This is a genomic window from Marinobacter sp. SS8-8, assembly GCF_030540945.1.
Classification (GTDB): domain Bacteria; phylum Pseudomonadota; class Gammaproteobacteria; order Pseudomonadales; family Oleiphilaceae; genus Marinobacter.
Genome location: NZ_JASSVN010000008.1, coordinates 83,145 through 108,868, shown reverse-complemented (window position 1 = coordinate 108,868; position 25,724 = coordinate 83,145). Strand labels below are relative to the sequence as shown.

General features: G+C 57.0%; 20 protein-coding genes. 8 read left to right on the top strand and 12 right to left on the bottom strand.

Annotated features, from left to right (window positions below):
- Positions 1 to 157: 157 nt before the first annotated feature.
- The 8 genes from QPL96_RS10270 to QPL96_RS10235 all read right to left on the bottom strand — a co-directional run bounded on the left by QPL96_RS10270 (position 158) and on the right by QPL96_RS10235 (position 8,493).
- On the bottom strand, positions 158 to 1,696 hold the full coding sequence (locus QPL96_RS10270; protein WP_303287284.1) for an SPOR domain-containing protein: 1,539 nt from the start codon (positions 1,694 to 1,696) through the stop codon (positions 158 to 160).
- Between the two features lie 67 nt (positions 1,697 to 1,763).
- The gene (gene aroB / locus QPL96_RS10265) at positions 1,764 to 2,858 is read right to left on the bottom strand and encodes a 3-dehydroquinate synthase (protein WP_303287283.1); all 1,095 of its coding nucleotides are present in this window, start codon (positions 2,856 to 2,858) and stop codon (positions 1,764 to 1,766) included.
- Positions 2,851 to 3,417, bottom strand: coding sequence for a shikimate kinase AroK (gene aroK, locus QPL96_RS10260; RefSeq protein WP_303287282.1), 567 nt, complete (start codon positions 3,415 to 3,417; stop codon positions 2,851 to 2,853). The genes aroB and aroK overlap by 8 nt, the downstream gene beginning before the upstream one ends.
- A 139-nt stretch (positions 3,418 to 3,556) precedes the next feature.
- Positions 3,557 to 5,638 (bottom strand): type IV pilus secretin PilQ, encoded by a 2,082-nt coding sequence (pilQ, locus tag QPL96_RS10255; protein WP_303287337.1) that lies wholly within the window; start codon positions 5,636 to 5,638, stop codon positions 3,557 to 3,559.
- 65 nt (positions 5,639 to 5,703) lie between these two features.
- Positions 5,704 to 6,252 carry a pilus assembly protein PilP gene (locus QPL96_RS10250; RefSeq protein ID WP_092032970.1) on the bottom strand — a complete coding sequence of 183 codons (549 nt, stop codon included), beginning with the start codon at positions 6,250 to 6,252 and terminating at the stop codon, positions 5,704 to 5,706.
- A 2-nt stretch (positions 6,253 to 6,254) separates the two neighbouring features.
- A complete protein-coding gene (locus tag QPL96_RS10245) occupies positions 6,255 to 6,866 on the bottom strand; it encodes a type 4a pilus biogenesis protein PilO (protein ID WP_092032967.1) in 612 nt (203 codons plus the stop codon).
- Positions 6,866 to 7,429, bottom strand: coding sequence for a PilN domain-containing protein (locus QPL96_RS10240; protein WP_092032965.1), 564 nt, complete (start codon positions 7,427 to 7,429; stop codon positions 6,866 to 6,868). Before QPL96_RS10240 ends, QPL96_RS10245 begins: the two co-directional genes overlap by 1 nt.
- Positions 7,429 to 8,493 (bottom strand): pilus assembly protein PilM, encoded by a 1,065-nt coding sequence (locus QPL96_RS10235; RefSeq protein ID WP_303287281.1) that lies wholly within the window; start codon positions 8,491 to 8,493, stop codon positions 7,429 to 7,431. Before QPL96_RS10235 ends, QPL96_RS10240 begins: the two co-directional genes overlap by 1 nt.
- A 195-nt stretch (positions 8,494 to 8,688) precedes the next feature.
- Here QPL96_RS10235 and QPL96_RS10230 point away from each other — a divergent pair, with 195 nt between their 5' ends.
- Complete coding sequence (locus QPL96_RS10230; protein ID WP_303287280.1) at positions 8,689 to 11,214, top strand: penicillin-binding protein 1A; 2,526 nt, start codon at positions 8,689 to 8,691, stop codon at positions 11,212 to 11,214.
- A gap of 73 nt (positions 11,215 to 11,287) precedes the next feature.
- Here the strand turns inward: QPL96_RS10230 and QPL96_RS10225 are convergent, their stop codons facing one another.
- Positions 11,288 to 12,553 carry a malic enzyme-like NAD(P)-binding protein gene (locus QPL96_RS10225; protein WP_303287279.1) on the bottom strand — a complete coding sequence of 422 codons (1,266 nt, stop codon included), beginning with the start codon at positions 12,551 to 12,553 and terminating at the stop codon, positions 11,288 to 11,290.
- Between the two features lie 223 nt (positions 12,554 to 12,776).
- Positions 12,777 to 12,998: a 50S ribosomal protein L31 gene (gene rpmE / locus QPL96_RS10220; RefSeq protein ID WP_117619543.1), complete on the bottom strand. Its 222-nt coding sequence runs from the start codon at positions 12,996 to 12,998 to the stop codon at positions 12,777 to 12,779.
- A 69-nt stretch (positions 12,999 to 13,067) separates the two neighbouring features.
- Here rpmE and QPL96_RS10215 point away from each other — a divergent pair, with 69 nt between their 5' ends.
- The 7 genes from QPL96_RS10215 (at position 13,068) to hslU (ending at position 21,969) form a co-directional block, all read left to right on the top strand.
- Positions 13,068 to 13,235, top strand: coding sequence for a hypothetical protein (locus QPL96_RS10215; RefSeq protein WP_303287278.1), 168 nt, complete (start codon positions 13,068 to 13,070; stop codon positions 13,233 to 13,235).
- A gap of 25 nt (positions 13,236 to 13,260) precedes the next feature.
- Complete coding sequence (locus QPL96_RS10210; RefSeq protein ID WP_303287277.1) at positions 13,261 to 15,435, top strand: primosomal protein N'; 2,175 nt, start codon at positions 13,261 to 13,263, stop codon at positions 15,433 to 15,435.
- A 199-nt stretch (positions 15,436 to 15,634) separates the two neighbouring features.
- Positions 15,635 to 17,512 (top strand): Ig-like domain-containing protein, encoded by a 1,878-nt coding sequence (locus tag QPL96_RS10205; protein ID WP_303287276.1) that lies wholly within the window; start codon positions 15,635 to 15,637, stop codon positions 17,510 to 17,512.
- Between the two features lie 149 nt (positions 17,513 to 17,661).
- Positions 17,662 to 19,347, top strand: a complete 1,686-nt coding sequence (gene argS / locus QPL96_RS10200; protein WP_303287275.1) for an arginine--tRNA ligase — start codon at positions 17,662 to 17,664, stop codon at positions 19,345 to 19,347.
- A 5-nt stretch (positions 19,348 to 19,352) separates the two neighbouring features.
- A complete protein-coding gene (locus tag QPL96_RS10195; RefSeq protein WP_303287274.1) occupies positions 19,353 to 20,006 on the top strand; it encodes an SPOR domain-containing protein in 654 nt (217 codons plus the stop codon).
- A gap of 91 nt (positions 20,007 to 20,097) precedes the next feature.
- The gene (gene hslV, locus QPL96_RS10190; protein WP_303287273.1) at positions 20,098 to 20,628 is read left to right on the top strand and encodes an ATP-dependent protease subunit HslV; all 531 of its coding nucleotides are present in this window, start codon (positions 20,098 to 20,100) and stop codon (positions 20,626 to 20,628) included.
- A 12-nt stretch (positions 20,629 to 20,640) separates the two neighbouring features.
- Positions 20,641 to 21,969, top strand: coding sequence for an ATP-dependent protease ATPase subunit HslU (gene hslU / locus QPL96_RS10185; RefSeq protein ID WP_303287272.1), 1,329 nt, complete (start codon positions 20,641 to 20,643; stop codon positions 21,967 to 21,969).
- A gap of 73 nt (positions 21,970 to 22,042) precedes the next feature.
- Here the strand turns inward: hslU and QPL96_RS10180 are convergent, their stop codons facing one another.
- Positions 22,043 to 23,284 (bottom strand): patatin-like phospholipase family protein, encoded by a 1,242-nt coding sequence (locus tag QPL96_RS10180; RefSeq protein WP_303287271.1) that lies wholly within the window; start codon positions 23,282 to 23,284, stop codon positions 22,043 to 22,045.
- Positions 23,285 to 23,416: 132 nt separating this feature from the next.
- Positions 23,417 to 25,723, bottom strand: coding sequence for a phosphoenolpyruvate--protein phosphotransferase (gene ptsP, locus QPL96_RS10175; RefSeq protein WP_303287270.1), 2,307 nt, complete (start codon positions 25,721 to 25,723; stop codon positions 23,417 to 23,419).
- Between the last annotated feature and the right edge of the window lies 1 nt (position 25,724).

Below are 25,724 nucleotides of genomic sequence, written 5' to 3'. Positions count from 1 at the left end.
AGCCGCACAACCACCCTTTGACACTGAAAATGGGGGCTGGCTATTTTACACGCGTAGAAATACGTACTCAAATCGGAGTTGAGTTATTGTGGGGAGCCGAAAAACGGAATTTCCAACGGACAGGTTATGGAACAATGAGTTAGCACCAGATAAGGCGCTACTGCAAACTGTCGATTGACCGAACCCACGGCGACCGGGAAACCAGCTCCTGGGGTAAATCGGATACCGCCTCATTCGCCGCCTCTCGGGTGGGGAACTCGCCATAGAATACCATAAACCAGGGCTGACCCTGTCTTTCGCCAAGGGTGTAAACGATTTCACCGAGCTGTGAGTGGCGCTCTACGATGTTAAGTGCCGTTTGCTCCAGGTTGCCGGCCACAAGCTGAATCGTCCACCCTTCACGGGCCTTCACCTGCTCAAGGGGTACAAAATACTCCGGATTTTCAGGGGTAAACGCTGGCACTGACACTGACACTGACACTGACACTGACACTGGCTCTGGCTCTGGCTCTGGCTCTGGCTCTGGCTCTGGCTCTGGCTCTGGCTCTGGCTCTGGCTCTGGCTCTGGCTCTGGCTCTGGCTCTGGCTCTGGCTCTGGCTCTGGCTCGGGCTCGGGCTCGGGCTCGGGCTCGGGCTCGGGCTCGGGCTCGGGCTCGGGCTCGGGCACTGACTGAACAGCGTCCGGCTCTGCTTCAGCCTCCGTCAACAGGGTTTCAGCTTCAGGGAGAGGCTCGACAGCCTCGGTTTGAGGGCCAATGGTGATGCTCTTGCGGACTCGCTCAGGCACCTTCACTGACTCCTCAGCCATCGACTCATCGTACTGACGGGAAACAAACCACCACGAGCCAGCGAGCAGCAACAGCGCCAGCGCCGGCCAGCCGATGCGCTTCCAGGGTAGCCCCTGAGCACGCATCGCAGGCGATGTGGCTACCATATCCAGCCAGACTCCTGGCGTTACCCGCTTAAGCCCCGAAAAGCTGCCCTGGCTCAGAGCATGAATGTTCGCCACCCGCACGGGACTGAGCAGTTCACTGGTCTTCCCGCCCGCCGCGTGAACTCTCGGTTCAAGATAGGCAACGACTTCGTCTTTCGTCAGCGGGCGCAGATGAATCTGGTGAACCGATGTAGACGCATCATCAAGTGCCAACATCTCGACCAGGTTGTCGCTTCCCGAGAAAACCGGAACCGCTGAAGACCCGCGTTCCGACGCCAGATAGGCAGAAAGAATGAGTCTGAGCAATTCCACTGGCGCCCGATCAGCATCGTCAATCAGCAACACCATCCGCTGGCCTTTGCGAACCCGGGATTCGGACCATTTAAAGAAACGGTAAACAAGATCCCGGGGATTCCCATCCGACCCCATTCCCGACTTCGCAATCGTTTTCAGGTCTCTGACAAGGGCCTGAGCACTGGTTAATGCCGAAGCGGGAATCCGGTGAAAGTCAACCCGGGATGACTCGCTTCGCACCAGCTCCGCCAGTAATCGGCTCTTGCCGGATCCTGCGGCACCGGTGAGTAAAAGCGCCATGTCGCCAAACCCACAGAGGTGGCGCAAAGCTTCCAGCGCATGATGACGCATGGCATCCGGAAAAAACGGCGTTTCCATTTCCAGAGGGTTGGCGCGCAGACCATACCGTTGCTGCAGCCTGGGAAACAGGCCACCGCCATCAAGACTGTTCAAGCGTTCCTCGGTCACGGGTCTTCCTTGTCTGCTATTCTTTTACCACAAGCCACGAAACATCAACGAAGTCATTACCGTGATCTCATTCCGGGCTGCAGAAGCGGGCAAAGGTCGATGCCAGGTTTTCCGGGTTTGCCTCGGAGGTTACAACGGCATCACCAACTGAGCGGAGCAAAACAAGCCTGAGCTGCCCGTCGACATTCTTTTTGTCTACCGCCATCAGACTCATGAAATCATCCGCCGTCATCCCGACCGGAGGTTTGCCGGGCAACCCGGCTCTCAGAATAAGACGGGTTATCCGGTCGCAGTCGGCCCGTGAGATCATACTTTCAAGGGCGGAAAGCTCCGCTGCCATGATCATGCCCGTACCCACCGCCTCTCCGTGCAGCCAGTTGCCATAACCGGCGAAGGTCTCTATGGCATGACCAAAGGTGTGGCCAAGATTCAGTATCGCCCTCAGACCACCTTCACGCTCGTCCAGGGCAACAACCTCCGCCTTGCAGGCACAGGACCGGTAAATGGCTTCTGCAAGCGCCTCGGGATCGAGGGCGACGAGAGCGTCCACCTTGCCTTCAAGCCAGGCAAGAAAATCCAGATCCCGGATGAGCCCGTACTTGATTACCTCAGCGAGGCCGGCCGATACTTCACGTGCGGGCAAGGTCTGCAGGCTTCCGGCATCAACCAGGACGGCCTGTGGCTGATGGAAAGCACCGATCATGTTCTTACCCAACGGGTGATTGATTCCGGTTTTACCACCTACGGAGGAGTCCACTTGTGACAGTAGCGTGGTCGGTATCTGGATAAACGGAACCCCCCGTTGATAGCAAGCCGCGGCGAAGCCTGCCATGTCGCCGACAACCCCGCCTCCAAGCGCGACCAGCGTGGTTTTCCGGGTATGCCGCTGCTCCAGCAGACCGTCAAAGATCCGGTTCAGAGTCTGCCAGTCCTTGAATTTCTCGCCATCGGGCAGAACAACTGTATCAATACGCTTCCCGGGAAAGCAGCCTTTCGCACTCTCGAGATACAGGGGCGCGACAGTTTCATTGGTCACAATCATGACCTGGGAGCCGCCAACAAAACGCGACAGGTCCCAGGTGCCAAGAAGGTTCTGACCAATAAAAATGGGGTAGCTGCGATCCCCCAGTTCAACCGAAAGTTCACGAAGCAGGTTAGACATGATTACGACCTTCCTTCCGGATCTGCCTTTTGTGGCGCGGAGTTCTTGGATTCAGCCGGTTAACCAGCTGTCGAACCACAAGCCTCGGGCTTTTGCGATCTGTGTACATGATGATGTCGGCCAGGCCTGAATACAGCGGATCCCGGATCGAGAAAAGATGTCTCAGGACGGCTTCCGGATCATCATTCTGCAGTAATGGCCGGTTACGATCTTTCCGCGTGCGCTCTACCTGCTGCTCAATTGACGCTTTCAGGTAGATCACCATCGCATCCTTTTTAAGCAGGGGATGGTTTTCAGGCCGCATCACCGCACCACCTCCGGTCGCGAGCACAGTGTTGTTTTCATTCGACAATTCGTCAAGCATCGCCGTTTCCCGCTGACGGAACCCATCTTCACCTTCAACATCAAAAATCCACGGTATGTTGGCCCCGCAACGCTGCTCAATAATGCGATCCGAATCGAGAAAACGATAGCCCAGCTCCTTGGCGAGCATCCGACCAATGGTGCTTTTCCCGGCTCCCATGGGCCCAACGAGGACAACGCGTTTTGGCAAAGACATAACTTCCGCTCAGTTTTGTTCAGGCGGGTGAGAATATCACAGGGCCGGTGCCTGCATAAGTTCCGTACCCGGCCCGTGGGAAATTCGCGCACAAAAAAGCCGCCGGGTTCCACGCGGCGGCTTTTTTCCGGGGTCCCGGTTACCGGACAAGATCGCTCTTGATGATCTTGGGCGTTATGAAAATCAACAGCTCACTGCGCTCATCGATTTTCTCGGTACGCTTGAAAAGACGACCCAGGTAGGGAATATCCCCAAGGAATGGGGTCTTCGTGGTTTGGGTCGCAACTTGCGACTGGAAGATACCACCCAGCACCACCGTCTCACCGTTGCCAACCAGAACCTGGGTGGTTACCTGGTTGGTATTGATCGAGGGAACACCGGCGGTCACTTCCCCACGAGAGTCCTGGTTGACCATCAGATCCATAATAATCTTGTCATCCGGGGTGATTTGCGGCGTCACTTCAAGAGAGAGCACGGCTTCCTTGAAAGATATCGCTGTCGCACCGCTGGAAGCGGCTTGCTGGTAAGGGATTTCCTCACCCGATTTGATAGACGCGGTCTGGCGATCCGCGGTGACAACCCGAGGTTGTGAAACCACTTCGGCCTGACCATTACTCTCCAGAGCAGACAGCTCCAGATCAACCAGGAAGTCTTCGCTGCCCCAGCCAATGGCAAAGGAGGAAGTGCCTTCACCGCTCACGCCGAGATCGACCGCCAGCGCACCCGGAAAGGTGATTGTACTGCTGTTTCCTGCCGCAGCATCACGTGCCTCCTGCAGGGATTGCTGCGAGCCACCAACAGTGAATACATTATTGCCGCTCACATTGTAAGCGGCACCCCCCCAGCGAATACCGAGATCCTCCGCCACATCGGTCTGGGCCCGGACAATTCGCGCCTCAATGGATACCTGCCGTACCGGCACATCCCAGGTAGACACCAGCCGACGGATTTGGTCAAGTTTGTCCGTGCTTTCACGAACACTGATGGTATTGGTGCGAACATCCGAGGAGACAAATCCGCGGTCTGAAATCAACTCCTGATCTTCCTTGATCAAGGCAACAATATCCGCCGCTTTGGCGTAGTTGACCTGAACAATGTCCAGCCGCACCGGCGCCAGCTCTGCAATCTGTTTATTGGTTTCCAGCTCCAGCTTTTCCCGGGCAGCGATCTCATCCGCCGGAGCCACCAACAGCACGTTACCGATCTGCCGCTTGTCGAGCCCCTTGGTCTTCAGAATCAGATCCAGAGCCTGGTCCCAGGGAACATTCTGTAAACGAAGCGTAATGCTGCCGCCCACCGTGTCACTGGCAACCAGGTTCAGGCCCGTGAAATCCGCAATCAGCTGAAGAACCGAACGAACCTCAATGTCCTGAAAGTTCAGTGAGAGCTTCTCGCCGGTATACGGGAATTTCTCTTCACGGCGTGACTCCGCCTCCTGTTCAGTAAGCTTTTCCACACTGACCGTGAACTGGCTGCCGGACTGATAGGCAATGTAATCGTAGTTTCCTTGCGGGCTGATCTCGACCACTGCATTGCCATCCTCGATAAAGGTATCGATGCGGGTAACCGGCGTTGCAAAATCCGTAACGTCCAGCCGGCGACGCAGGTTGGCAGGAACGGTAATCCCACCCATGGTCAGCCGGATTTTGCCGGCCCGTTCCGACAAATCCACAGGCGTGCCGGAGCTGCCCAGATCGACAACAACCCGGCCCTCGCCCTCCTTGCCACGACGGAAATCCACACCGCCAAGGGCGTTGGCCGAAGAAGAACCCGATGCTCCCGAGCCACCCCGGGAGGACGAATCAGGCGCGCCCGCCACGGCACCCTGAGCCTTGCCCCCTGCCTCGCCACCAATAGTCATAACCAGTGAATCACCCCTGCGAACCGTGTCGTAAGGAACCAGCTCAACGAGGTTGAAAATCAGCCGTGTCCGGTCCCTGGTTTCCACCACCGTCATGCTCTGGGCGTTCCCGGAGCCCAGGGGAATGCTGCGACTGTCCAGACCGCTGATCGTGCCCCTCAGATCGACCGCGATGCGAGCGGGGCGCTCAATGGTGTAACCGGTGGGTTCCGGCGGCGGCCCATCGAATTCCAGCGTTACTTCAAGCCGCTCGCCCGGTAGCGACGAAAACGACACGTCTTCCAGCGTGACCGCGTTGGCCAGGCCGGAGAACAACCCAAAAGCAATCACGCTGACGTATACATTGAGTTTTCTGAACATCGCTAGCCTCGACCCTGAACTTTTTTGTACGTGCATGTTTCTTTCAACTTTCATCCAGCCGCTCCTTAGCCTGCGCCTTCTTCGAGGGTCAACGAGCGGGGACGCTCGACCCAGCCACCCCGGCCATTGGGAACAATTTCAATCAGCTCAATACGGGTTTCACTGACGCCCACAATACGACCGTAGTTCTGCCCCATATAGTTTCCGGCGCGCACCCTGTGAATGCCACCGGTATCGTCTTCGACAAGAGCGAACAGGTTACCTGAGGCGCCCTGAAGTGTTCCGACCATCCGAAGCGCCTTGAGATCAAAGTTCTCAAGCACCTCTCTTGGCCGGTCCAGATCCGGCTCAACATCACTGACCGGCTTCTCATCCACCATTGTCAGTTGGATGTCAATCGGCGGCTCAAACGGTGACCGCCTGTCTGCGGCCGAGTAAGTGAATGCTTCATAGGCCTTGAACTCGGGCAGGGGCTCCACGTATCCCCGCGGCTTCGCCCTCGTTTCCGCCATGAATTTGTCAAGATCTGAAAATCCGCTGTCCTGGGAACAGGCTGCCAGGAGAGACACCAGACACACACCCAGCCAGGCTTTTACCGCATGCTTTGCTGTCATGCTCATTCTCCAGCCCGGTAGCGGTAGGTACGAGCCACAACTTGCATATCAAGCCGCTCTCCGTCTCCGCCAGTTGGTTCGATGGTCAAGTCGTGCAAGGTCACGATCCGGGGAAGGCTTGCCACACTGCTGACAAAGGACGCCAGCTCATGATAGGAACCGGACACCCGGATATTGATCGGCAATTCGGAATAGAAATCCCGGCGCTGCTCCGGCTGCAGCTTCACTTCCTGAAGCGCAAGACCACTACCCAGGGCGGTATTGGTAATATCCTCCAGCAAGCCTGGCACTTCGGTCTCGCTGGGAAGCTGCCTTACCAGCGCGCCAAACGTTTCTTCCATCTCCGCCATCTGAGCCTTGAAGACTTCAAGATTCGCCACTTGGTAGGCTTTCTCTTCGTACTTCTTACGAAGCTCCTGCTCGGTTTTTTCAACGCGTTCAAGCTGGGCGTACTGATCCTTGATGAAGAACCAGTACCCGCCCCCGAAAATGAGCCCGAAGATGATCAGAACCACAACAGCCTTGATCGGTGCTGGCCAGATACCGGCGTTGTTGACGTCGAGGTCGTTGATATCAAATTCGTTGAGGCTTTTGAGTGAGTCCGCGAGGCTCATTACTTATCCTCCCCTTCGGGCTCAGGTGTGTTTTGTTGTACCGAGAGGTTGAACTGACTGTAGCCGGCCCGGCGGCTGTCTGCTGCCGACACGTTTGACAGGTTGGGATCAGAAAACCAATAGGACTCCTCGAACTGGCGCATCAACGTGGAAACGCGGCTGTTGGATTCCGCCATGCCCACGATATCCAGCCGGTCTCCCGTGCGCTTGAGGTCAGTATAGAAAACACCATCGGGCAGCGTTCTGACCAGCTCGTCAAAAACCCGGACAATAACCGGGCGTTTACCCTGAAGGTCCTGGATAACGTGCATCCGGGCAAGAAGCTCATCCCGCTTGCGCTTGAGATTCTCGATCTCCTTGATCTGCTGGTCCAGCTTCTTGGCCGCCGTTTCAATATAAGCGTTCCGCGATTGCTGGTAAGCGATCCGGCTGTCCATATCGGACTTCCAGAGGAATACCAGGCCACCGGCAATGATCGCCGCACCAAGAATCATCACAACGAACTGTTTCTGCTTTTCGGCACGAAGTTCTTCACGCCAGGGTCGGAGGTTAATCTTTGCCATCAGTCGAAGCTCCTCATTGCCAGGCCGCAGGCAATCATCAGAGAGGGAGCATCATTACTCAGCGCCGATGCATTGACCCGTGATCCCACTGCCATATCTGCAAACGGGTTTGCCACCAGTGCCGGTGTTCCCGTTTTTTCTTCGACCATTTCAGTCAGCCCCTGGACAGAGGCAGTACCGCCTGCCAGAACCACATAGTCGACAGCGTTATACTGGCTGGCACCGAAGAAGAACTGAAGCGCCCGGGCCACCTGCTGCACCACGGCTTCACGGAACGGCGTCAGAACCTCTGAGTCATAGTCATCGGGCAACCCACCCTGCTTCTTGGCAAGCCCGGCCTCTTCAAGAGACAACCCGTACCGGCGCTGAATTTCCTCAGTCAGCTGTTTGCCGCCAAAAATCTGCTCCCGGGTGTACACTGTCTTTCCGCCGGCCAGGACACTGAGCGTTGTCATGGTTGCGCCAATGTCGACAATAGCAACCACCAGCTCTTCACCCTGTGAATCAAGCTGCGGCTCTATCAGCGCATATGCCCGTTCCAGTGAGTAGGCTTCGACATCAACAACCTTGGTTGTCAGTGAGGCAATCTCGAGGGCGTCTTCCCGTATGTCGACATTTTCTTTCCGGCACGCGGCCAGAAGCACATCAACCTGATCGGGATTGTTTTCGGAGGGACCCTGCACCTCAAAGTCGATGGCCACCTCATCCAGCGGGTATGGAATGTACTGATCTGCCTCAAGGGCGATCTGATCTTCCATCTCGAACTCATTGAGGCCACCATCCATCTGGATGACCTTGGTGATTACCGCGGAGCCGGAGACCGCGACCGCAACCTGCTTCACGCTGGTGCGGGACTTGGAGGCAACGCGCTTCAGCACTTCGCCCACCGCCTCGACATCCGTGATATTTTTTTCGACCACAGCGTTCGCCGGTAACGGCTCCACTGCGTAGCTTTCGACCTTGTACCGGTCACCCTGCTTTGACAGCTCCAGAAGTTTGACCGAGCTGGAGCTTATATCCACGCCCAGCACTGCACTGGATTTCTTTCCTAACAATCCGAACACGCGCTCACCCTATACCTGGTCAGTTGCACCGGGTTACGTAACTTATGTGTTTTTTATTTAAGAGAATTTCTTCAGTATTCCGTCTACAATGCCCGTTCTTCTTTAACCGAGAACCATTGCAGCGGTGAAGCGACTCGTCCTTCCTAAAGCAATTTCTCAAATGATAGACCTATATCCAACAGTTGTCAGAAAAAAATGTCTCATTTGTTGCGCACATCTCGCCTTTTTGCCTGGCTATTTCTTACCGGACTGAGTGTCGCCGTTATCGTAACCTCCGGCTTTTATCTCTATCTTCGCCCCGGGCTTCCACCGGTCGCTCAACTGCTGGAAATAAAACTCCAGACACCGCTGCGGGTATATAGCAAAGACAAGAGATTAATAGCAGAATTCGGTGAAAAGAGAAGGGCACCGATCACAATCGAACAGATCCCAACAATTCAGTTACAAGCCTTTATGGCCGCTGAAGACTCGCGTTTTTACGAACACTTCGGAGTCGACATCAAAGGCCTGGCGCGGGCTGCCATCGAACTGGTCTCAACCGGGGAGATCCAGTCCGGGGGCAGCACCATCACAATGCAGGTTGCAAAAAATTACTTTTTGTCACGGGACAGAACCTTTATCCGGAAGTTCAACGAGATACTTCTGGCTCTTCAGATAGAGCGTGAACTGGACAAGCACCGGATTCTTGAGCTCTACCTGAACAAGATATATCTCGGCAACCGGGCTTACGGGATTGCCGCCGCAGCCCAGGTCTATTACAACAAACCCGTCTCCGAACTTTCGCTCGCTCAAATGGCCATGCTCGCAGGCCTTCCAAAAGCGCCGTCGGCCTACAACCCGCTGGCCAATCCCGAACGCGCGATGATTCGCCGGAACTGGATTCTGGGCCGAATGCAGGAACTGGGCTACATCACTCCGGACGCCTACGAACGGGCGCTTGCAGCTCCGCTCACAGCCAGTTACAACAGCACTGACAGCGAAGTTGACGCCGATTATGTCGCAGAGATGGCCCGCTCCGAACTGGTTCGGCGCTACGGCGAAGACGCCTACACCGATGGCTATACCGTTACGCTCACCGTTGACAGCACGAAGCAGCAGGCTGCCACGGAAGCCCTCAGGGATGGCCTGGAGGCCTACGACCGGCGCCATGGTTTCCGGGGCCCTGTCGGCCAGATTGATCCGGAGACCCTGGCCGGCAGCGACCTGTCAGAGGTTATGCAGAATTACCCCCGGGTCGAGTCCCTGATCCCCGCCGTTGTTACCAGTGTTGACGACAAGACCCCAAATGTCCGGGTACACGCGCGAATGCTGGGCCCCGCTATCATGCCTTTCGAAACCATGACATGGGCAAGACGCTATAAAACCGAAGACCTCACTGGCCCGGAACCCGAAAAGCCCTCGGATGTGGTTGCCGCGGGCGACATTGTCTACGTGCGCGCCCAGGCGCCGAAGCCGGCAGGGACAGCTCCGGAAAAGGAAGACCAAGACCGCAACGGGGCTTCGGAGCCGGCCAGGCCGGCAATCGTATCACTCGCGCAGATTCCCCGCGTTGAAGGCGCCCTGATCTCCCTGGAAGCCCGAACAGGTGCCATTCAGGCTCTCTCAGGCGGTTACAGCTTCGGCCAGAGCAAATACAACCGGGCCATCCAGGCGCAAAGACAACCCGGCTCCACCTTCAAGCCCTTCCTTTACCTCAGCGCACTCGAGAGCGGCATGACACCGGCAACCATCTATAACGATGCGCCGATAGTGTTCAATGACTCCGAACTCGAGTCCGCGTGGCGGCCACAGAATTCATCCGGGCAGTTTTATGGTCCGACCCGGCTTCGCGAAGCCCTCTATCGCTCGCGGAACCTGGTTTCCATACGGCTACTGCGCGACCTTGGCATCCAGAAAACGATTGACTACCTGGCGCAACTGGGAATTCCGGTCGAGAAAATGCCGGACAACTTGTCACTGTCACTTGGGAGCGGCCTGCTTACCCCCATGGAGCTTGCCAGAGGCATGGCGGTGATTGCCAACGGCGGGTATGACGTTGAACCCTACCTGATCGAGACCATCAAGGATGTCCGCGGCGAGACCGTCTATCAGGCCCCGGAAACCGTTCTGTGCGACCAGGACTGCAAGGAGATCGCAGAAGAGAAAGAAACGGACACCGAACCCAGCGCAACGAGCACGGAAGCGGAGCCTGCGGAAAGTACCAATAATGCACAGCAGGTGCGAGTGATGCGCCGGCTCGCAGATGAACGCGCCGTATTCATCCTCCACTCCATGATGCGGGACGTCATCCGCCTGGGCACGGGTCGTCGGGCCCTGGCACTGGGGCGCGAGGATATTGCGGGCAAGACAGGCACCACCAACGAACAGAAAGACACATGGTTTGCAGGGTTCAATCATGAACTGGCCACGACAACCTGGGTTGGATTCGATCAGCCGGCACCACTGGGCAGGGGTGAATTCGGCGCGAGCACTGCACTGCCTGTCTGGCTGGATTATATGAAAGTCGCCCTCAAGGGCGAGCCTCCTTCCTTCATGCCCCGCCCTAACGGCATCGTGAACATCCGGATCAACCCGGAAACCGGACAGCGGGCAAGACCGGGAGAAGACGGCGTGTTTGAGATCTTTCGGGAAGAGGATGCACCACCGCCACTGCTGTCCGAAGACGAGAGTGATCGCAACGGAAACTCCGGAGAAGACGACCTTTCACGCAGAATTTTCTGACACAAACGGAACAGACATAAAAAAACCGGCGGGATCGATCACCGCCGGTTTTTTTATTGCCCTGAACAACGTATCAGATGATGTCATCCATGGACCTGAGCGGGTAATGCGCAGGGTACGGATTACGGGCAACCCCGGACTCCACAGCAGCCCGGGCAACCGCCGCCGGCACCACTTCAAGCAAGCGGACATCCATCGGCTTGGGAATGATATATTCCTTACCGAACTCGAAGCTTTCAACACAGTAAGCCTCACAGATCTCCTGCGGCACCGGCTCCTTGGCCAGCTCGCGAATTGCGTTTACCGCGGCCACTTTCATCTCTTCATTGATCACCGTGGCGCGAACGTCCAGCGCGCCACGGAAGATGAACGGGAAGCCCAGCACATTATTGACCTGGTTCGGATAATCGGAACGACCGGTCGCCATGATCAGATCATTGCGGGCTGCCCGGGCAACTTCCGGGTTAATTTCCGGGTCCGGATTGGAGCATGCGAACACGATCGGGTTCGGAGCCATTTTCTTGAGCTGGTCGCCGGTCAGCAGGTCCGGACCGGAAAGGCCAAGGAACACATCCGCACCGTCGATGGCGTCATCCAGCGTGCGCTTGTCAGTCTCATTGGCGAACATCGCCTTGTACTGGTTCAGATCATCGCGACCAGAGTGGATCACACCCTTGCGGTCGAGCATGACGATGTTCTCAGAGCGAATACCGCAACTGATCAGCAGTTTCATGCAGGCAATGGCGGCGCCACCGGCACCCAGACAAACCACCGTCGCCTCCTCAATCTTTTTGCCCTGCAGTTCGAGGGCATTGACCATGCCGGCTGCAGTGACGATGGCAGTACCATGCTGGTCATCATGAAAGACAGGCACGCGGCATTTTTCAATCAGGGCGCGCTCAATTTCAAAGCACTCCGGCGCTTTGATGTCTTCGAGATTGATACCACCAAAGGTATCCGCAATACGCTCGACCGTTTCAATAAACGCCTGCGGGCTCTCGGAATTGACTTCAATGTCGAAGACATCAATTCCGGCAAAGCGCTTGAACAGTACGCCCTTGCCTTCCATAACCGGCTTGCTGGCCAGCGGACCCAGGTTGCCCAGACCAAGAATCGCGGTCCCATCGGAGATAACAGCCACCAGGTTGCCCTTGGCGGTGTACTTGTATGCATTCTCCGGGTCCTTTGCGATCTCCCGAACCGGCTCGGCAACCCCGGGGCTATACGCCAGGGAAAGGTCACGGGAAGTCCGGGTTGGCTTGGTGATTTCAACACTCAGCTTACCAGGCCGCGGCTTGGCGTGATATTCAAGGGCCGCTTCTTTCAGATCTTGAGACATTGCCACTGTTCCGTTTGTCACGTTTAAAGGTAATAAACCGCCGGGGACTCCCTGGCTCCGGCGGAGCGCGCCATTATGGCCCGCCAGGCCCAAAACGACAAGCATGGCTAGCGACATATTGCGAACAGTCAATAAGACTAATTGCGTATGTATTTTCGAGCCACCCACCGCATTAAAGATCAAAAAAAGCGCCCGGAGGCGCCTTTATTCAAATCCGCAGTGATCAGTCTTTCTTGCCACCGATACGACCGCCGAAGCGCTTCTGGAAACGGTCGATACGGCCACCGGTATCCATAACCTTCTGCTTGCCGGTATAGAATGGGTGACACTGTGAACATACATCCAGTTGCAGATCGTTCGTGTAGGTAGAACGTGTCTTGAAGGTGTTACCGCAGGAACAGGTAACAGCTATCTCTTCGTATTTTGGGTGGATACCTTCTTTCATGGGGAACCTCGTTAGGTCATGCCGCTACCTGATCGCGGGGCATCTGAATTACCAGGCGCCAGGCACCGCATGTTTGAATCAATTGAGAAGACCGGGCACAATCATGCCCTGCCGGAAACAGACCGCGAATCTTACTTGCAATTACCACATCAGGCAAGCGCCGCGCTGATTTCCGGACCCGCCCATCAGAGATTTCGCGGCAGGCCGCCGATTAAACAGGATAGGGAAAAACCGTGACACTCGTTTTCCAGTGGGGCACTCAGTGCCGTTGATCGCACGCATTGCCCTGAATCGCCCGCTGCGCCGGCTGTTCGACTATACCGTTCCGGGAGGCCTCAAGCTTGTGCCGGGCCAGAGGGTGAGAATTCCTTTTGGGCAACAGCAAACAACAGGCCTTGTGGTGCAAACCGGCGTGGAGCCGCCTCCCGGGATCAACCTCAAGCCAGTATTTGCGACTTTGGAGGACTGGCCGGCATTGCCGGAGGAGACCCTCAACCTTCTCAGTTGGGCCAGCGACTACTACCAGCACCCTCTGGGCGAGTGCCTGTTCACTGCCCTGCCCCCCGCCCTCAGGCGGGGCCGCAAAGCGGAAGAGAAGCCAGTGGAGTGGTGGATGGCCTGCAATCACGGCGAGCCCCTTCCCGCCAACGCCCATCGGCAGAAAGAATTGCTTGAATGGCTGAGCCAGCACAACCGGGGCACAGCCACCAGCGACATCATCAAGGCCGGATTTACCCGCACCCAATTGAGAGCCCTCAGCGATAAGCAGTTGGTCCAAACCATTGCACCACCCGTTCCCGGCTCACAGCCCGAGGCGCCTGAGCTTCTGGCGAGGCGACCAACCCTTTCAGCTGCCCAGGCGGCCGCGGCCGAAGAACTGGCCAGCCCCCGGGAAGGATTCAGTGCCTTCCTTTTGTACGGAATCACCGGCAGCGGAAAAACGGAAATCTATCTGCACTACCTCAAGCAGCAACTGGGGGCAGGCGACCAGGCCCTTGTACTGGTTCCGGAAATTAACCTTACCCCTCAGACCGTCGCCCGCTTCAGGCATTATTTCGGTACGCGCATTGTGGTATGGCATTCCGCACTCAACGACAGCGAGCGCCTGACCACCTGGCTGAAGATCCGCGAAGGCGAGCCCGTCATCCTGATCGGCACCCGGTCCGCTGTTCTGCTGCCCTTTACCGGCTTGCGCACGATCATCGTCGATGAAGAGCATGACAGCTCCTATAAACAGGGCGAAGGATTCCGGTATTCCGGTCGTGACCTGGCGGTTTACCGCGCGCACCTGAACCGCTGCCCGGTTATCCTCGGCTCAGCCACGCCCTCGCTTGAATCTGTTTACAATGCGGAACAGGGCAAATACCGGCTGGTTAAGCTGGAAGAACGCGCAGGCAATGCGGCGCCACCTGCCATCAGCCTGCTGGATATTCGCAGCCGCCCCCTGGAAGGCGGCCTTTCCCGGCCTGCCCTGAACGCCATTGACCAAACCCTCGCCAAGGGTGACCAGGCATTGGTTTTCGTCAATCGGCGCGGCTTTGCGCCGGTCATGATGTGCTTTGACTGCGGCCACATGGTCGGGTGCCCCCGCTGCGACACCCGGCTCACCTATCACCGCCGGGACCGGGCCATGCGGTGCCATCACTGCAACTACCAGACAGCAGCCACCGAGCGTTGCCCGAAATGCCAGAGTGACGCCTTCAAACCTGTTGGCCAGGGAACCGAGAGAACCGAGGACATTCTGGCATCCGCCTTCCCGCATACGCCCGTGGTGCGGGTTGACCGCGACAGCACCCAGCGCAAGGGCAGTATCCAGAACATCCTGAGCCAGGTTAACAGCGGTAAGCCATGTGTACTCGTTGGCACCCAGATGCTGGCCAAGGGCCACGACTTCCCCAATGTTACGCTCGTGGTGGTGGTCAACGCCGATGGCGGCCTGTTCAGCGTCGACTTCCGCGCACCCGAACAACTCATACAAACCCTGCTGCAGGTCAGCGGCCGCGCAGGCCGAGGCACAAAATCCGGCAAAGTGCTGGTGCAAACCTGCCACAGCGACCATCCGTTATTAAGAACCCTCTGCGAGGGGCATTATCTCGACATTGCCGAGCAGCTCCTCAGCGAACGCGAGGAAGGTCTGTTCCCGCCATTCCGCGCCATGGCCATCTTCCGGGCCGAAGCCGATACCATGGAAAAGAGCCTGCAAGTCCTGGACGCCATCAAACCGCTCACCCATGCCCCGGGCATTGAAACCTGGGGCCCGCTGCCCGCAATGATTGCCCGGCGCGCCGACAAGCACCGCGCACAACTGGTCCTGAACACCCGGAACCGAAAGCGACTGAACACCCTGTTGGCCGGAATCTGCCAGGAGCTGGACCAGAAAAAGCTCCCCGCTGGGGTCAAGTGGATGATTGATGTTGATCCGCAGGAAACCGGGTGATTACCGTGCCTGAGGGTTTAGTAACAGGTTACAAAGTTTTGCATAAATGAATACTAATCATCATTGCGGATCAAGATCCTGTGCTATGATTTTCAGCAAACTAACAACCAATCCTGTGAAAACACCTGAGCTTGCGGTTCTCGTGCAGGGAACGCGCATTTGAAGGCTTTTGCTGTAAATGGAAACTGGAGAAAAAATAATGTCAGGGAACATTCTTGCGCGCTCTACGGCTATTCTACTAGCGCTTCTGCTCTCGGCCTGTGGAGGTGACGAGAACTCAAGCCCTCTCGCTGGCTCTCCGAACAACGGTGGAGGCGGAAATCCAACGACCTCTCCAGATACAGCGGAAGCCGGAACCATTGATCTGGTCGCCAGTCCTGTGAGGTTAGACACCTCAACCAATGCCCAGTCGGCTATCACAGCCCGAGTTAAGGACTCCAATGGCGTTCTTTTGCAAGGGGTTACAGTCAGCTTCAGCGCAACTAACGGTGGAACTCTCGAAGTTACACAGGGTGAAACCGATCAGGCAGGAGTCGCGTCGGCCATCCTGACAACAGACGGCGATCCTCGAAATCGAACCGTGACCATCACCGCCCAAAGCGGATCGATCTCAGACTCGGTCAGCGTGGATATATCTGGAACCTCTCTGGCAATTTCCGGCCCCACCTCCATTTCCCTCGGCTCAAGCACGGCGCTCCGCGTGACTCTCTCTGACGCAGATGGAAATGGCATTTCAGGCGAGACCGTCAATCTTTCGACAACTTTAGGCACCCTCTCCGCATCAACCCTGACGACCAGCACTAATGGCTTGGTAGATGTCCAGCTAAATAGTGGCTCCACGGGAGGAACAGCAACGGTTACAGCCGCCGCCTATAGTGGTTCAAGTACCATCTCCACTACTCGCGATATCGTTGTAGCCGGCGACAGCTTCGGCTTCACATCGCCTGCCCCAAATACCGAAGTAGACCTGAGCACCCAACAAGAAGTAACCATGGAGTGGCTGGTAAATGGAAACCCAGTTGCAGACGGTACACAGATACAGTTTACAGCGACCCGTGGGACGCTGACTCCAGCAAGTGGCGTGGTGACTACGTCAGGCGGCCAAGCCAGCATTGACATTTCGTCAACCAACGCAGGCATTTCGACCATTACCGCATCTGATACTAATTCGGGGCTTTCCGCCGACCTTACCTTCGAATTCGTCGCGACCACGCCCGATGAGATCAACTTGCAAGCAATCAAAACCCAACTCGACCTGAGTGAAACAACGGAAATTGTCGCGGTTATTCGAGACGCAGACAACAACCTTGTCAAAAATCAGGAAGTCTCCTTCAGCATCCTGGAGGACGGCAGCGGCGGTAGCCTCACATCAAGCCGGGACGTCACAGATTCTCAAGGGCGCGCTTCGACCATTTACCAAGCTGGGGCAAACACCAGTGGGCGGGGTGGAGTAGAGATACAGGCAACTGTCGCAGGGTCCATTTCGGACACTGTCACTCTTACTGTTGCAAGGCAAGCGCTACGACTTGCAATTGGAACCGGTAACGAGATCATTGAGCCAGACACCGTACGCTATATCAAGGACTATGTGGCAATCGTGACCGATGCGAACGGCGCTCCTGTCGAAAATGCCAACATCGAACTTAGCGTACTCCCTACTGGCTACGTTAAAGGAAGTTATGTGCCCTCGATAGACGACACGTGGGTTATTAGCCCCGGTAACCCAGTTTTCTGTGACGCCGAAGACCTAAATCGCAACGGACAACTGGATGCTGGAGAGGACATCAATGGAAGCTTAGCACTTGAACCAACTAACTCAGCGACGACCAGTGCATCTTCTGTTATTTCAGCGACCGATGGATCGGCAGACTTCTCACTGATCTATCCGCAAAGCCACTGCAACTGGGTGAGAGTGGAGCTGACCGCAACTGTCCGCGTGGGCGGCTCGGAAAGTGTCGAATCTTCAGAGTTCTTTCTTTCATGTGCAGCCTCTGATTTGAACAATACCGATATCCCACCTCCCGGCGGGATAGAAGGCCTGTATGGAAGCGACCAGGCCTGTAATGTGAACGACTGACCTTGAAAGTCCCGCCTACGTGCGGGGCTTTTCTTACTGAATTTGAGTACGCCACGCCTTTCCGCGATAATACCCGCCTTCTATTATCAACTATCAACGGGCTCTCTGCCCCGATTCCAATTCTCCAGCAAACCGAGTCATCTGACCGCATGAAAGAGACCGTTTCCGATCTGCTCCAGTCTGCACTGGCAGCACTCCAATCCGATGGCACTTTGCCTGCGGACCAGTCCTTCACTCCGCAGGTGGGCAATACCAAGGACAAGTCCCACGGGGACTACGCCTGCAACATTGCCCTGGTTGCATCCAAGGCAGCCGGTTGTCCGCCCAGAAAGCTGGCGGAGGCGCTCATCGAAAAGCTGCCGCAGAGCAAAGCGGTGGAGAAGGTGGAGATTGCCGGGCCCGGTTTCATCAACTTCTTTATGAGCACCGCCAGTGCTTTTGAAGTGGTTAATACCATACTGGATGAAGGCGATCACTTCGGCCGCAATGACCGGGGCCAGGGTGAAAAAGTTCAGGTGGAGTTTGTATCCGCCAACCCCACAGGCCCCCTTCACGTTGGTCACGGACGCGGCGCGGCGATTGGCGACTGCCTGTGCCGGCTGCTGGAAGCCAACGGCTACGATGTGACCCGCGAGTTTTATTACAACGATGCCGGTGCCCAGATCAACAATCTGGCGCTTTCAGTTCAGGCACGGGTGAAAGGTCTGACCCCGGAAAACGACAGTTGGCCGGCGGATGGCTACCGCGGCGATTACATCATTGACGTGGCCAACGCCTACCTCGCTGGCGAGACAGTGACCGCGGATGACCGCGAGGTGACTGCCAAGGCAGATCCGGAAGACCGTGACGCCATCCGGGAGTTTGCCGTGGCCTACCTGCGCCGGGAGCAGGATCTGGATCTGAAAGCCTTCGGTGTCCAGTTTGATGTCTATTTTCTTGAGTCCTCCCTTTATGAGGAAGGCAAGGTCGAAGCCACGGTCAGGCGCCTGCAGGATAACGGCTACACCTACGAGCAGGACGGCGCCCTGTGGCTGAAAACCACGGAATTCGGCGATGACAAAGACCGGGTCATGCGCAAGAAGGACGGTGGCTACACCTACTTCCTGCCGGATGTGGCCTATCACTTCGACAAATGGCAGCGGGGCTTTACCACCGTTATCAACGAACAGGGTGCCGATCACCATTCTACCGTTACCCGGGTTCGCGCTGGCCTGCAGGCACTGAACGCCGGTATTCCGGAAGGCTGGCCGGACTATGTCCTGCATCAGATGGTCATGGTCACCCGTTCCGGCCAGGAAGTAAAAATCTCCAAACGGGCCGGCAGCTATGTCACGGTTCGGGACCTGATCGATGAAGTCGGCCGCGACGCCACCCGGTTCTTCCTGGCCGCCCGGCGTGTCGACTCCCAACTGACCTTCGATATCGATCTTGCCCGTTCTCAGACAAATGAAAACCCTGTGTATTACATCCAGTATGCCCATGCGCGCATTTGCAGCGTACTTCGGAAACTGGCTGAGGCAGGCGTGGAGCGTGGCCGGAACGAATGTGCAGGCGATTTGGAACGGCTGACTCTGGACGAGGAGAAAGAGCTGGCCAACCAGTTGGCGAAATATCCGGAGCTGATTATCAACTCTGCCACCCAGCGTGAGCCGCACCATCTGACGCACTACCTGCGGGACCTGGCGGGCCAGTTCCACACTTACTACAACGCTCACAAGGTGTTAATCGAGGACACAGCCACCCGCGATGCCCGTGTCAGCCTTTACCTTGCCATCAGGCAGGTTATCGCAAACGGCCTGGACCTGCTGGGCGTCAGCGCCCCGGAAGAGATGTAAAACGTATGTCCCGAGATTACGCCCGTAAAGACAGGTCATCAGCCAAGGCTTCAGCCACTGTGCGCCGCAAACCCGTAAAACCGGCCAGGACGAAGGCTGCGAAGGCTGCCCGACCAAAACCGGCAGCCAGCGCCCGCTCGCAGCACGGGGGGTTGTCGCTGAAGTGGATTTTGTCTCTGGCGGCCGTCGGCGGGTTCATCGGTTTTATTGTCTACCTGAACTCCCTGCCGCCCGGTCCAGGCGGCAACGTTCAGCCAGCGACTGAAAAACCGGCCCAAAAAACAGCCAAAAAGCCAGCGGAAACAGCCCGCCAGGAAGACCAGAAACCGGCATTCCGCTTTTATGACATGCTGCCGGAATCCGAGGTCGTACCCCCCAAAGTTGACGAGTACACTCCTGGCCCAACCCAACAGGACTTCGACTACCTGGTGCAGTCAGGCTCCTTCCGCAGCAAGGAAGACGCCGAACGCCAGCGGGCCCAGATTGCCTTCCAGGGCCTGCGTGCGAGCATCCAGCGGATCAATCTGGACAATGGTTCCATCTGGTACCGGGTCAACGTAGGGCCGTTCACCTCCCGCAGCCAGATGAACTCAGCGATAGACAAGCTGGTTTCGCTCAGCATTCAGCCATTGGTCCGGAAGATTCCCAAGGAAGGCTGATCTCCAGGGCTCGGTGCAAAAACTCTTGAATTCCCGCCGAAAGCCTCCATAACCAACGGGTACCAAGTTTAATCAGGCAATTGGAGCCCCAATGACTACCATTCTTTCCGTCAGGCGCGATGACGAAGTTGCCATGGGTGGCGACGGCCAGGTTTCCCTGGGCAATACCGTGATGAAAGGCAATGCCCGGAAGGTTCGCCGCCTCTACAATGGCAAAGTCATCGCTGGTTTTGCGGGCGGCACGGCCGATGCCTTCACGCTGTTTGAGCGATTCGAAGCCCAGCTGGAGAAACACCAGGGCAACCTCACAAGGGCCGCTGTGGAACTGGCGAAAGACTGGCGAACTGATCGAGCGCTGCGCCGGCTGGAAGCTCTGCTGGCCGTGGCTGACAAAACCGCCTCGCTGATTATTACCGGCAACGGTGATGTCATTGAGCCGGAACAGGGACTGATTGCCATTGGCTCAGGTGGCCCTTTTGCCCAGGCTTCGGCCCGGGCCCTGCTGGAAAATACCGGCCTTTCCGCCCACGAGATTGTCGAGAAGGGCCTGGATATCGCCGCCGATATCTGTATTTACACCAATCACAATCGCACCCTTGAAGTGCTCTCCAAAAACGACTGATCCGGAGCAACCATGCCTGCAATGACTCCCAGTGAGATTGTCCGCGAACTCAATAAACACATCGTGGGCCAGCAAGAAGCCAAGCGGGCGGTCGCCATCGCCCTGAGGAATCGCTGGCGCCGGATGCAACTGGACAGCAGCCTGCGTGATGAGATCACACCGAAGAACATCCTGATGATCGGCCCCACCGGTGTCGGTAAAACCGAGATTGCCCGGCGCCTGGCCAGGCTGGCCGATGCTCCGTTCCTGAAAGTGGAAGCCACCAAGTTCACCGAAGTGGGTTATGTCGGCCGCGATGTGGAATCCATTATCCGGGATCTGGCGGACATGGCCGTTAAAATGCTGCGTGAAGCAGAGATGAAGCGTCACGAAAGCCAGGCAATGGATGCGGCGGAAGACCGGATTCTGGACGCGCTGATTCCACCACCGAGGGATCTCAGCGAAAACAGCCAGCGCAGCTCGGAGTCATCCACCCGCCAGCTGCTCCGGAAAAAGCTTCGTGAAGGTGAACTGGACGACAAGGAAATTGAGATCGACCTGCGCAACTCCGGTGCCGGCGTGGAAATCATGGCGCCTCCGGGCATGGAGGAGATGACCAATCAGCTGCAAAGCATGTTTTCCAATCTCTCCTCCGACAAGCGCAAGACCCGCAAGATGAAGGTTTCGGATGCCCTGAAGCGGGTCAAGGAAGAAGAGGCCGCCAAGCTTGTCAACGAGGAAGAGATCAAGCAGAAGGCCATCCAGGCAGTGGAGCAGAATGGGATCGTGTTTATTGATGAAATCGACAAGGTCGCCAAGCGCTCGGAAAACACCTCATCCGATATATCCCGCGAAGGCGTTCAGCGTGACCTGTTACCACTGATCGAGGGCAGCACGGTAAGCACCAAGTACGGCGCGGTACGCACCGATCACATCCTGTTTATCGCCTCCGGGGCATTCCACCTGTCAAAGCCTTCGGACCTCATTCCGGAACTCCAGGGCCGTCTGCCAATCCGGGTGGAGCTGCAGGCACTCACCCCGGAGGACTTCAAGCGCATTCTGACCGAACCGGATGCGTCCCTGGTTCAGCAGTATGAGGCGCTGATGTTAACCGAAGGCGTAAAACTGACTTTCCGCGAAGACGCCATCGCCCGTATCGCGGAGGTTGCCTGGAAGGTGAACGAAAGCACCGAAAACATTGGTGCCCGGCGGCTTCATACCGTACTTGAACGGTTGCTCGAGACCCTGTCGTTCGATGCCGGCGACGAGGTCACTGATGGCTTTGAGGTCACGGCCGATTATGTGGATGAAAGGCTTGGAGAACTGGCGGAAGACGAGGATCTGAGCCGGTATATTCTCTAATGTGAAATTGGGGTCAGATGAAAATGGGGTCAGATGAAAATTTCATCTGACCCCATTTTCATCTGACCCCGGCTTACTCAGCTTTCGAAAAGAGGTGGGTGACATTCTCGAGGCCGGTTGCCAGCTTTCCCTTGTCGACTTTCTCCTTCCGACCCTTGGCCACATACAGGGGCAGCATTTCGCCATAAAGGCTGGTGCTGATTGTTCGCTGCTCGTCCTCCAGACGATCCCGCCGCAGTTTGATGCCGTATTTCGCCAGCCTGGGTTCGAGCTGGTCTGCGCGGTTCAGAAGATCCCGACGGGTCATCTGATAGGCATGTTCGCAAACCATGCGCCGGGACTGGAAACTGAATACATTGGAGAAGAACAGTTTGGCGTCATCACGGGTTGGCTCGAACAGCAGAATGTCCTTGTCCGGATAGTCCCGGGCGTACTGGGCAATACCGGACTGCATCCGCGAGTAGACGATGGTCCGGAACATCTGCGATAACAGGTTTGGCATTCCGGATCGGGTCAGCTCACCCGGCTTCATGGATCCGGCACGAACCGCGGCGCTGGCGTCAATGGGCACCTGGGGATTGACGGCAAACACGAGGTCTGCACCATCCTCGAAGGCAACAGAGGCGTGCAATCCCTTGCGCAGGGTACCATCCACGTAATAGCGGCCATCAATATCCACAGGCACGTACAGCCCCGGCGACGAGGTGCTTGCCTGAATCGCCTTTGAAATGGGCACATGGTCAAAGCCGGGGGCACCAAAACAGACCGCCTCCGTACTCTCGACATCAGCAGCAACAATGTAAAGGCTGCGCTTGAGTTGGCGGAAATCGTTGGTCCGCCCCAGCATGGTAAAACTGCGATTGAGGTACTCGTGCAGGCCTTCGTTATCAAACAACCCCGCCGGAGCAGCCTGCGCCAGTATGGTCATGGCTTCCAGCAGGCTCTGATCGTAGGGGTTATTCACAAACCGAAGTACCGCGGTTGAAACCAGCCCCGGCACCGCCAGCAACCGGCTGAAAATTTCCTGGAATGCAGGCCGATAGAAGACTTCCGGGTGAAAGGGGTGAACTTCAGCTTCATTGCGCACGAAAATCCGGCACAGCTGTGCGGTGGTCATCTGGTTTGCCAGATTCGCCGCCACAAAAGAACCCGCATTTACCCCGACATAAACATCGATATTGTTGAAGTCGAGGCCATCCAGCACTTCATCCAGGGCACGCAGTGCTCCGATCTCGTATATTCCGCCCAAAGGACCACCACCGCCCAGGGCAAGCCCGATGCGGGGAGCGGATTTAAGATCAGCGGGCACCTTCATAGCCTTTCCTTTTCCGGAGAAAGAATGCGATTCCATGTTCTGAACCACCGGATACCACAAGTACTACAACGACTAAAATAACAACCGGTTTTAGAGTACACACCCTATATTGTTCGCCAAAACCGCTCGCTGTCAGGATACGGCTGCCTGGGAAACCGCCGTGGCGCTTGACTTTCCGGGCCTCAGGTAGCGGCCAAAACCGGCGTTTCTGAGAGCCAGATCCACACAACTCTTGATGACGTGTGGCGAATCCAGCAGCAACACGTCTTCCAGCAGCTGTACCGCCCATTCCCGACTGATACTCCGAATGACCGATTTCACCTTTGGTAAGCTGGCCGCGTTCATGGACAGGGAATCATACCCCATGGCCATAAGGAGCAACGCGCCACCGGGATCACCGGCCAGTTCCCCGCAAATGCCTACCGGCTTCCCGACCGAATGGGCATCCTGGGCAATCCGGACCAGCGCCTGAAGCACTGCCGGGTGGTAGGAATGATAGAGCTGGGCCACCCTTGGGTTATTGCGATCCACCGCCAGCAGGTACTGTGTCAGATCGTTGGAACCCACGGACAGGAAGTCCACCCGGTCGGCCAGCTCGCGGATCTGGTAGACCGCTGCGGGAATCTCGACCATCACGCCGACTTTCGGCATGTGAATCTCGTAGCCCTCTTCCCGAACCTCGTGATACACACGGTAGATCAGGTGCAGGGACTCCTCCACTTCGGAGATATTGGAGATCATCGGCAGCATGATCTGCAGATTGTTCAGGCCCTCGCTGGCCTTGAGCATAGCCCGCACCTGAACCAGGAAAATCTCGGGATGGTCCAGCGTTACCCGGATGCCGCGCCAGCCCAGGAATGGGTTTTCCTCCTGGATCGGGAAATAGGTCAACGCCTTGTCGCCGCCGATATCCAGCGTGCGCATGGTGACCGGACTGGGCGCAAAGGCTTCGAGCTGCTCCCGGTAATATTCGCGTTGCTCCTGCTCGGAGGGGAACTGGTCCTTGACCATGAAGGGGACTTCCGTCCGGTACAGACCAATGCCCTCGGCACCGTGGGACAGCGAGCGAACGACATCGGTCATCAGCCCGGTGTTTACCAGCAGGGAAACCCGGTGATGATCGGTGGTTTCACAGGGCTTGTCCTTGAGCACTTCCAGGCCCCGGATCAGCTCATCTTCTTCCTCACAGATCGCCTGATAGAACGACCGCAGGTCCGAGGATGGTGACGCGAATATCTGGCCCTCAAAACCGTCAACAATCAGTTCCTTGCCGTCAAGCTGGTTGACCGGGATATCCACCAGCCCCATCACCGTGGGCACGCCCATGGCACGGGCAAGAATCGCCACATGGGAGTTACTGGAGCCCTTGACCGACACCAGGCCTACCAGCTGGCCCTTGGGCACCTCACCCAGCATGGCGGGCGTAAGCTCCTCGCTCACCAGAACAGTACGTTCCGGATAATTCAGATGTTTCTGCTCACCCTCCTGGAGATGGGACAGCAGACGGCGGCCCAGATCCCGGATATCAACAGCGCGCTCCTGGAGGTAGTGGTCGTCCATCATCTCGAAGTGGCGGATGTACTGCTGGACCACCTGCTTCAGAGCACCCTGGGCCCAGATCCCTTCCCGGATCTTGTTTGCGACCTCACCGGGCATGGCATCGTCGCCCAGCATTCTCAGGTAGACATCGAACAACGCCTGCTCTTCCGGACGCAGCTGCGAGGCGAGCCGTTTGGCTACGCGTTCGATATCTTCCCGGACCGCCTTCACCGAAGCCCGGAACAGCTCCAGTTCCTGGTCGATGTCGTCGGTGGGCTTTTCAGGAACCACATCCAGATCGGCGGACGGGTAAACCACAACGCCACTGCCGATCGCCACACCCGGAGCGCCGGGGACGCCACTGAAGCTGACATCGTGAGCCTCTTCTCCGGTCAGGGACAGACCACTGATAGCCCCGGTCGCTTCACTGTGGGCAATAACACCCGCCAGTTGTGCCGATACGGTTACCAGGAAAGCTTCTTCACCCTCGTCGAAGCACCGGGAGCTTTCCCGCTGCTGAACAACCAGTACGCCAAGGACACGGCGATGGTGAATGATCGGGACGCCCAGGAAGGAGCGGAATCGCTCCTCCCCGGTTTCCGGGAAGTAGCGATAGCGTGGATGGGACGGCGCATCTTCCAGGTTGATGGGTTCTTCACGGGCACCCACCAGACCGACAAGGCCCTCGGAATACGCGAGACTCACCTGCCCCACTGCTTTCCGATAGAGGCCTTCGGTGGCCATCAGGATATAGCGGTTGGTCGCAGGATCGAGCAGGTAGACGGAACAGACTTCCGTTCCCATGGCCTTCTGCACCCGCGATACGATGATATCCAGCGCCTCCTGCAAATCACGGGCGCTGTTTACCTCTTGTACTAGACTTCGCAGAATGCTCAGCATG